This is a genomic window from Listeria tempestatis (genome assembly GCF_963575625.1).
In the GTDB taxonomy this organism is placed as follows: Bacteria; Bacillota; Bacilli; order Lactobacillales; family Listeriaceae; genus Listeria; species Listeria tempestatis.
This window is the reverse complement of the sequence record NZ_CAUYTK010000020.1, coordinates 1-7,962: the sequence shown is the minus strand read 5'-3', so window position 1 is coordinate 7,962 and position 7,962 is coordinate 1. Positions and strand designations below refer to the sequence as shown.

Here is a 7,962-nt window from a genome sequence, read left to right as displayed (position 1 = left end):
TAGTGTCAACAGGGTTATCCACCACTATAATATCACCAGTGAGGTCCCCGTCTTCTTTATCCGTTGCTTGCATTGTGCTCATTGGATCAAAATCCGCATTCGGATTTAAACGTGTTTCTTCTTCTCCCGTGATGATTGGTGCTTCTGTCACAATAACGGTACGGGTAAATGTTGCTTGGTTTCCATCACTATCTGTTACACTGTATAGCACCTCATAGGTGCCTGGCTGGCTAGTGTCAACAGGGTTATCCACCACTATAATATCACCAGTGAGGTCCCCGTCTTCTTTATCCGTTGCTTGCATTGTGTTCATTGGATCAAAGCTCGCATTCGGATTTAACCGTGTGGGGCTTTCCCCGATAATCACAGGACCTTCTTCCACTATGACGGTGCGAGTGAACGTCGCTTGATTCCCGTCGCTATCTGTGACTTCATATAGCACTTCATAGGTACCAGGTTGGCTGGTATCCACATTATTGCTCACCACTTGGATTTGGGCAGTTAAGTCGCCGTCTTCTTCATCTTGCGCGGTCATCGTACTCATCGGATCAAAGTCCTCATTCGGTTGAAGAATGGTTTCTTCTTCACCGGTAATTGTAGGTATTTCGTTACTTGTCACAGCCACAGAACTATCTATTCCATCTGCTGTATACGTATCGTCATTAAAGTTCTCATCATTATATGTCACGCTCGTATCTGGTGTGGCCACATCGGTCACTTCTGCACCTATTAGTGGAATCACAACATCTATCGATATATCTTTTTTGATTGTGCCTGTTTTGAAGGTTAAGGTTCGTGTCGCCGCATCATAATTTTCATCCGTCACCACTGTATTCGCGGAAGACAACGTTCCGAGTGTATACGTGAGCTCTACCGGAATTTTCACAGAGAATGTATTGTTTGCAGCAGGCATCCCTCCCACATTTGTCGCGTGGATGGTATAGTTCACGCTCTTTCGCATCTTGGTGCTTGGTGCAGAGAAGGTCCCTGCCACATCAAGTATGGACTGCGTTGCAAATTGGATGTTGTCCAGCAAATTGCCTATTGCCTCGTTTCCTCCAGCTGCACTCACTGATCTAAATTGAAACCTTGTGCTTGTTTGACCTATTGGAATCGTATAACTTCCTGTATACAGTCCCCATGCGTCATTTCCATCAACCATCTCCGCTTGTTGGATCATTGCATTGCCAGGTTCCCCAAATTCAACAACGGCCGTATCTACTCCAGATTTCCCTCTATGATAAACTTGCCAGCGTACTTTTTCTCCTGGCGTTGTCGGAATATCTTGATACAAGGCACTTACCTCATATGCATTTAGTTCCGCCCATTGCGTACCCGATTGAGCAGTTATTCCAGCTAAATTATTTTTCTGTAACTCAATTTGGTTGTCACTTGCGGTGGTTTGCCAACCAGGCACAGTACTTGCATCAAAAGTTTGCCAGTTAGCAGACCTCGTTACTGTGGGGGTTTCAAAATCCCCATTTTCTAAGGCAATAACACTCCCTACTTTCGCCTTAACCTTTGGTGCTTCGCTACTTGCAGCTTGAACATGAACGCCCTCTTTTTCGAACGCTATTGAAGAAATAGTTAATCCACTTGCCAAAAACACCACCATTGTAGCTTTAAAACCTTTTTTTACTCTCTGCCTATTTTCTCCTTGTTTACATACCTTCATGAAAATCCCCCAATTCAAACTCTGATACCATTAAAATTTGTACCCATCTATTTAACAAAAAGTTTTACATACAATACCATCTTAACTATATGATTTTCCAAGCGAATACCACCATATTCTTTTATTAGCCTTCCCTCTTACTAATCAAATAAACATCGACTTGGATATATACTAATAAAATAGACACTTCCACTCAAATTTTTTATTATCAGTTTGGATTGTACATACTTCCCTTTATTTTGGAATGAAAATGGACTGTTATAAGTATTAAACCGATCTGCTAATAGCGTTTTTTCCATATATTTGATACCCTAATTTACACAACAATAAACGGCAAAAGACCATCATTCCCGCTTGTCAATTTATGGCATACCCTATTTTTACACCTAACAAGTTTTCATTATGTAATAAAATAGTGATAAGACCGCTTTTTGTTTGCGCTACTTCTGCTAAGATGCGTTATGTCAACTGAATGTTTATGCGCAGAGAAGAGTTCACGACCAAGGTCCAAAAGTTTGTGAATAAACCTGATTTTCACTTCGAACAACTGGAATCTGCGAAAGGCGTTAGACTTTTTGCTCTCCCTACCCCTGTTTAATCAATCTATAAAAGAATTTCTGAACTTAAAATTTTGTGGTTCTTTTTATTAAATAGACTTATTTTAAGTTATTAATATAAGGCTGTTTTAAGCGCTTCTTCCATCATTTCATTAAAACTTTCAAAAATTTCTATGATTTCTCCACCTGGCTTATCAATGATTTGGTACTCACGACTATCATTATTCCACAGATACCAAGAGAGATCATCATGCGCATAAAATAAATAATTTTGATGTTCTTCTGCATCATACCAAGCACTGTTATTAAAAATAATGTCTAAATTAGTATTTGAAGGACTAACTCCGTAAAAATACAAGCCATCATAATTGACTCCATTAACTAATTGTAACGAATCTATATACTCCTGAAGTGGCACCTTTGCTCCTAATTTTTTGTTTACCCATTGTTTAAATTCTTCAATATCTGTTTCAGAATAGCCTTTATTTAATTTGATATCATAGTATTTATGTAAATTAACTTCTAGTTGCTGAACCGTTTCTTCCAATATTACTAACACCTACTTTCTCTAGGATTAAGTTGTTTTGAAATTGAAAACATTGCACTCACTGAACTCATTCAAACTATCTTTTTCCTCCGCAAAGAAGATCCTTATGATAATGAAATGGTGGAGTCTTTTTACAAAACATTAAAGCGAGAAGCACTACCGCCTACACCTTACTTAACTAAGGCACAGGCTTGATTATAACTCACAAATTATCTGGAAACGCACTATAATTACAAACAAATTCATTCTAGTTTAAACTTTCAAACACCAATTGAATTCGAACATATTCACAAATTCGCTTAATTCTAATCTCTACTTTTTGGTTGACAGTCCGGCGCAGACGTACGTTAAAAAAGAACCGGAAACCAAGTAATCCTCATTTTTAAGAAAGGCATGATTTTCGGTTCTATTATTTTTTAACCTAGCATTATTTTAATAAACTTTATAAGACTGACCTGTTTGGGCACCGTGAACACTCTTTTCAAAGGCGCGTGCTGCTCGGTCAGCGGGAACTGGAACGAATCCTTCAAAAAAAGGCTCTAAATTCCCAAATGATTCCTCAAGGACATTCGGGCTCACCGTATTAATCCGAATCCCCCGTGGCATTTCAATTGCAGCAGATTTTGCAAAGGCGGTTACCGCCCCGTTCGCCATTGCGGCCGATGCACCTTGCCTAATTGGGTCCTCCATCATAATTCCCGTTGTCAGTGTGAAACTTCCACCATCATTAATATAATCAAGCCCGAGCAAAACAAGGTTAATTTGCCCCCCAAGCTTGCTTCGTAATGTTTGTTCATTTTTTTCCGGCGTTAATTCTGTGAGCGGCGAAAAAACAGCACTTCCCGTGGCACTTACAACCGCATCAATTTTCCCTATTTGATTATACATTTCGCGAATGCTATCTGGCTCCGTAATATCAACATGAATTTCTCCGCTATGCCGCCCAGCTGTAATTACGTCATTTTTCTTTGAAAGGCGAGTAAAAACCGCTTTCCCTAGCGTTCCGTAGGCACCAATTAGTAGTATTTTCATAAAAACACCTCATTTCAAATGATACGACAAGTATAACACCTCTTTTGGACAAAAGTTTATTTTTTGTTTTTCTCACCCGCATTCGATTGGAATAAATCCACCAATTTTTTAAGCACACGCGGAACTTTTACGCCCATCTGAACAAAATTTTCCAAAATCGAAATTAACTCATTAGCAAGATAGAAAAAAACAACCGCATCGCGCACCAAGTTTTTATTTCCCGTAACGAGATCTGCCTGATGTGAAATGGCTACCAAAATAAAAATAGCTAGTTTACGCACAATATTTTGAAAGCCTAATCTGCTCCGTAAATTCCCTTGAAAACTAGCTGAAAGTAAGCCTACCACATAATCGAACACGGTGAATATAAGTAAAACTTGTATCAAAACACTCCGCTCTCCGAAGAAAAATACGATTACTTGAGGAATATTTTGAACTAAATCATTCATAAACATCCTTCTCTCTATACACAAAAATGCCATTTATTTTTCAGTTCGAGCATTACTTTATCTGAAGGTCAAATGGCATTTTAATTTATTTAAATCTACTCGAGTAGAGTATTTAACGCAGCTTTTTAAGTCATCGGCGAGATTGGACTTTTCTTAAATGCTTCTTGAAATGAGCCCTACCGACTTTTTCCATAAATAAAATGTTCGCCTGGAAACTCCTATTTCTTCATAAATCTGCTTATCCGTTTGAACTTGCTTTCTCGCCAAGTATTCTTCAGAAGAAAAAAGCAACATTTTCTGTTCCACTGTTAAAAAACCTTTCTTACTATCTCCAAGCGCTTCTAAGTATTCCAACTCATACAATAATTTCCGTCTATCCCGTTCACTTATAGGCTCTTCCAATCGCCAAATAATCGTTCGTTGTCGATTTCTCAGTTCCATTTTCTCCATTTAAACCACCTCTTCGTCACCAATTTGGTGCTTTTTATTCTAAAAAAATATTCAATTTTATCTGATATAGCTATTATAGCACCATTTTGGTTACATGTAAACAAATTGATGCAAAATAATATATAAAGTTTCCAAAAAGGTAACACTAATGATATACTAAAGGCATCATATAACGAGGAGCAAAGGAGCCATGGAATTAAATAAATATGTTGGAAGTAAAATTAAATACTTTCGCGAGGAGAAAGGCTTAAGTCAAGAAGAGCTTGCCAAACATTTACACACAACAAGGCAAACGATTAGTCGCTATGAAAATGGTGAAAGAAAAGCCAACCAAGACGTCTTATTTGAGCTTGCTAAAATTTTCAATCAAACAATAGACGCCTTTTTCCCTCCAAGAGGTCAAGAAGCAAAAGATGAGCGCCTAATGACGATTGCTGCTCATTTAGATGATGATGTTACCGACGAGGAATTGCGAGATATTCTTGCTTACATCGAAATGAAAAAACAACTTCATCGCGGGAAGTGAAATTATGTTCGAAGATCTGGTGAATGATTACCAAAATAAAGTAACCATAAAAGAAGAAAAGATGCCTAGCAAATTGCCTGGCTTATATATTAACGGGACCATCTTAATTGACAGCAAAAAAACAGATGCCGAAAAGCGTTGTCTTTTAATCGAAGAACTTATGCACTGGAAGTACACTTACGGCAACATCGTAAATCAAAAAGAAATAAGTAATCGAAAACAAGAAATTTTTGCGCGGCGGCGCGGCTATGAAGAGCTTATTCCCCTTGAAGATATTATTAGCTGCTTCTACAAGGGATTTAGGCAATATTTTGAAGTAGCTGAGCATCTCGGCGTGACCGATGAATTTCTAATTCAAACGGTTGCTTTCTATCGCGAAAAATACGGACCTATGTATAATTATAAAAATTACTTTATTAATTTTGGTAACACGATTGATGTTTACCGTAAATACTAATTCTATTTGGATGTTTCATGTGAAACATATTTAGCATATCGTTTTTCATTACATCACCATCTGAAAGGATTTATTTATGAAAAAGCCTAGTCAAGACGAAATTAAGTTTACCTTAATTTTTTTAGCTGACCCGAACTTTAATATTTTTGTTCTTCAAGACGAATTTTTTATCCAAAATCCGCAATATAAATTAACTTTAACTTCATTTTTCTACACCGTTTTTTGGCTTGAATTTAATGAATATGTTACGCGGCGCACCTATACACGCCTAAACGAAAAACGCTATAAGCTTACGGAAAAAGGACATGCTCTTTTACGAGATTTTAGACAGAATAAAGAGGGGGATTCTAGGCATGGGTAAGGAAAAGCTTGATTTACTTCGTCAAGTCGCCTACAAATACTATATTGAAGGAAAGAATCAGGAAACAATTGGGAGCGAGCTGAACATTTATCGTACAAGTGTTAGTCGTATGTTAAAGCAGGCAAAGGAATCTGGCATTGTAGAAATAAAAATTCACGATTTTGATGAACAGATTTACGAACTCGAAACGGAGCTCAAAGAAACTTTTAACTTGAAGTATGTTCGAATTGCACACACGGAACCCCATTTTTCAAATAAAGAAAAAGAAGAAAATTTAGCAAAAATGGCTGCTAGTACGATCAAAAATATGATTAAGCCTAACGAAACAATTGGCGTGGCATGGGGTGAAACGCTTGGAAATGCGATTTCAAAAATTGATAATCGACGAAAAACACTAGCCACATTTGTACCAATTGTGGGCGGTCCAAGCCATGTACACTCTCGCTTCCATGTGAATACGCTTGTTTATGAGCTAGCAAGAAAATTTGGCGGGAATAGTTTATTTGTTAATGCAACAGTTGTGCAGGAAACGAAACAGCTAAAAGAAGGGATTATTCATTCTCAATATTTTCAGGAATTAAAATCGAAGTGGGATAAACTGGATGTCGCGATTGTTGGTATTGGCGGACTTTTGTCCGAAAAAACAAGTAAGTGGCGTGATCTTTTATCCCCAGAAGACTACGAGGAACTGCGCCTTCGCGAAGCATGCGGAGATTCGTGTTGCAATTTCTTTGATATAGACGGCAAAATTTTACGTGGTGACCTTTATGATCGAACCATTAGCATCGGCCTTGAAAATTTAAAAAATGTTCCAACTGTCCTTGGCATTGCTAGATCAAAACGAAAAAGCCGCGCTATTTTAGCAATGCTCAAAAAGGGATACATAAACGCTCTTGTCACTGATGATGAAACGGCTAAGTTCATTTTGAAGCATGCAAAAAACTAGTTTGCACAAATGTGCAAACTAGTTTTTTTGACATCACATCTCGCTCGGTTTCGTCCGCTTTTAACCTAGAAGAAAAAAACAAATACTTTTTTCAAGCTTATTTTTGCTAAAATGGGGGCAAAAGGAGTGATTTTAATGGAATTTATGCTTGATACTGCTAATTTGGAAACGATTAAACGTTACGCGCGAAATTTACCTCTTGCTGGCGTTACTTCCAACCCTTCTATTATAAAAAAGGAGGGTGAAATCGAATTTTTTGCGCATATGAAGGAAATCCGAACTATCCTTGACCCAACTGCATCCCTACACGTCCAAGTGGTTGCAACGGACTACGAGGGAATGATGCGAGACGCCGAAGCAATTTTGAGCCGTATTGATGACCAAGTTTTTATTAAAGTTCCTGTTACTGAATTAGGTTTGCGTGTCATTAAAGAATTGCGCGCCAAAAAAATTAATGTGACAGCAACCGCCATTTACTCAAAAATCCAAGCCTATTTAGCAATCTCGGCAGAAGCCAATTACATCGCACCTTATTTTAACCGCATGGAAAACCTGAATATCAATCCACGAGAGGCCATCTCAGAAATGAGCGCCGCAATTGAACGCACAAACAGCGCGACCAAAATTTTAGGTGCGAGTTTTAAAAATGTTAACCAAGCGAATTCAGCTTTAGAATGCGGCGCCCATGCTGTCACATTAGGTGCTGATATTTTTGAACAAGCGTTTGAAATGCCTTCAATTGGTAAGGCTGTTACGGATTTTACCAATGACTGGGAAGCTGTGTTTGGGAGAGCATCTACTATATCGACGATTTCCTAGTAAGAAAAAGAGCTGAATTTCGTTTTTTCAGCTCTTTTTATTTTGAGTATTAAAGGTTGATAAAATAAATAAGACCGCAAGCCCTGTCTTCCAAACGTCCTAAGACGCCGACAGTGCTTCGGTCTCGTGGGTTTGGCACCCAA

The 7,962-nt window shown here is 38.2% G+C and carries 10 protein-coding genes; 5 read left to right on the top strand and 5 right to left on the bottom strand.

The genetic code is table 11. The annotated features are described in order from the left end of the window. The 5 genes from R8923_RS14125 to R8923_RS14105 all read right to left on the bottom strand — a co-directional run. Window positions 1-1,675 (bottom strand): immunoglobulin-like domain-containing protein (locus R8923_RS14125; protein ID WP_485873403.1); only part of this gene is annotated, 1,675 nt, incomplete at its 3' end. Between the two features lie 669 nt (window positions 1,676-2,344). Further along, the gene (locus R8923_RS14120; RefSeq protein ID WP_485873402.1) at window positions 2,345-2,779 is read right to left on the bottom strand and encodes a YrhA family protein; all 435 of its coding nucleotides are present in this window, start codon (window positions 2,777-2,779) and stop codon (window positions 2,345-2,347) included. A gap of 432 nt (window positions 2,780-3,211) precedes the next feature. Continuing rightward, window positions 3,212-3,811, bottom strand: a complete 600-nt coding sequence (locus tag R8923_RS14115) for a short chain dehydrogenase (RefSeq protein ID WP_485873401.1) — start codon at window positions 3,809-3,811, stop codon at window positions 3,212-3,214. 56 nt (window positions 3,812-3,867) lie between these two features. Beyond that, the gene (locus R8923_RS14110; protein WP_485873400.1) at window positions 3,868-4,260 is read right to left on the bottom strand and encodes a phage holin family protein; all 393 of its coding nucleotides are present in this window, start codon (window positions 4,258-4,260) and stop codon (window positions 3,868-3,870) included. A gap of 153 nt (window positions 4,261-4,413) precedes the next feature. Further along, window positions 4,414-4,710, bottom strand: coding sequence for a hypothetical protein (locus R8923_RS14105; protein WP_485873399.1), 297 nt, complete (start codon window positions 4,708-4,710; stop codon window positions 4,414-4,416). A gap of 190 nt (window positions 4,711-4,900) precedes the next feature. On the opposite strand from R8923_RS14105, the gene R8923_RS14100 reads away from it, so the two are divergent. The 5 genes from R8923_RS14100 (at window position 4,901) to R8923_RS14080 (ending at window position 7,819) form a co-directional block, all read left to right on the top strand. Continuing rightward, window positions 4,901-5,236, top strand: coding sequence for a helix-turn-helix transcriptional regulator (locus R8923_RS14100; protein WP_485873398.1), 336 nt, complete (start codon window positions 4,901-4,903; stop codon window positions 5,234-5,236). A gap of 4 nt (window positions 5,237-5,240) precedes the next feature. Beyond that, window positions 5,241-5,693 carry an ImmA/IrrE family metallo-endopeptidase gene (locus tag R8923_RS14095; protein WP_485873397.1) on the top strand — a complete coding sequence of 151 codons (453 nt, stop codon included), beginning with the start codon at window positions 5,241-5,243 and terminating at the stop codon, window positions 5,691-5,693. Between the two features lie 76 nt (window positions 5,694-5,769). Then, complete coding sequence (locus R8923_RS14090) at window positions 5,770-6,054, top strand: DUF3116 family protein (RefSeq protein ID WP_485873396.1); 285 nt, start codon at window positions 5,770-5,772, stop codon at window positions 6,052-6,054. Beyond that, entirely contained in the window at window positions 6,047-7,000 is a 954-nt protein-coding gene (locus R8923_RS14085; protein ID WP_485873395.1) for a sugar-binding transcriptional regulator, read from the top strand. Before R8923_RS14090 ends, R8923_RS14085 begins: the two co-directional genes overlap by 8 nt. 135 nt (window positions 7,001-7,135) lie before the next feature. Then, window positions 7,136-7,819: a fructose-6-phosphate aldolase gene (locus R8923_RS14080; protein ID WP_485873394.1), complete on the top strand. Its 684-nt coding sequence runs from the start codon at window positions 7,136-7,138 to the stop codon at window positions 7,817-7,819. Window positions 7,820-7,962: the final 143 nt, after the last annotated feature.

Coding starts and splice junctions, on each gene's coding strand:
- R8923_RS14115 (WP_485873401.1), bottom strand. CDS start 3,811: ATGAAAATACTACTAATTGGTGCCTACGGAACGCTAGGGAAAGCGGTT.
- R8923_RS14110 (WP_485873400.1), bottom strand. CDS start 4,260: ATGAATGATTTAGTTCAAAATATTCCTCAAGTAATCGTATTTTTCTTC.
- R8923_RS14105 (WP_485873399.1), bottom strand. CDS start 4,710: ATGGAGAAAATGGAACTGAGAAATCGACAACGAACGATTATTTGGCGA.
- R8923_RS14100 (WP_485873398.1), top strand. CDS start 4,901: ATGGAATTAAATAAATATGTTGGAAGTAAAATTAAATACTTTCGCGAG.
- R8923_RS14095 (WP_485873397.1), top strand. CDS start 5,241: ATGTTCGAAGATCTGGTGAATGATTACCAAAATAAAGTAACCATAAAA.
- R8923_RS14090 (WP_485873396.1), top strand. CDS start 5,770: ATGAAAAAGCCTAGTCAAGACGAAATTAAGTTTACCTTAATTTTTTTA.
- R8923_RS14085 (WP_485873395.1), top strand. CDS start 6,047: ATGGGTAAGGAAAAGCTTGATTTACTTCGTCAAGTCGCCTACAAATAC.
- R8923_RS14080 (WP_485873394.1), top strand. CDS start 7,136: ATGGAATTTATGCTTGATACTGCTAATTTGGAAACGATTAAACGTTAC.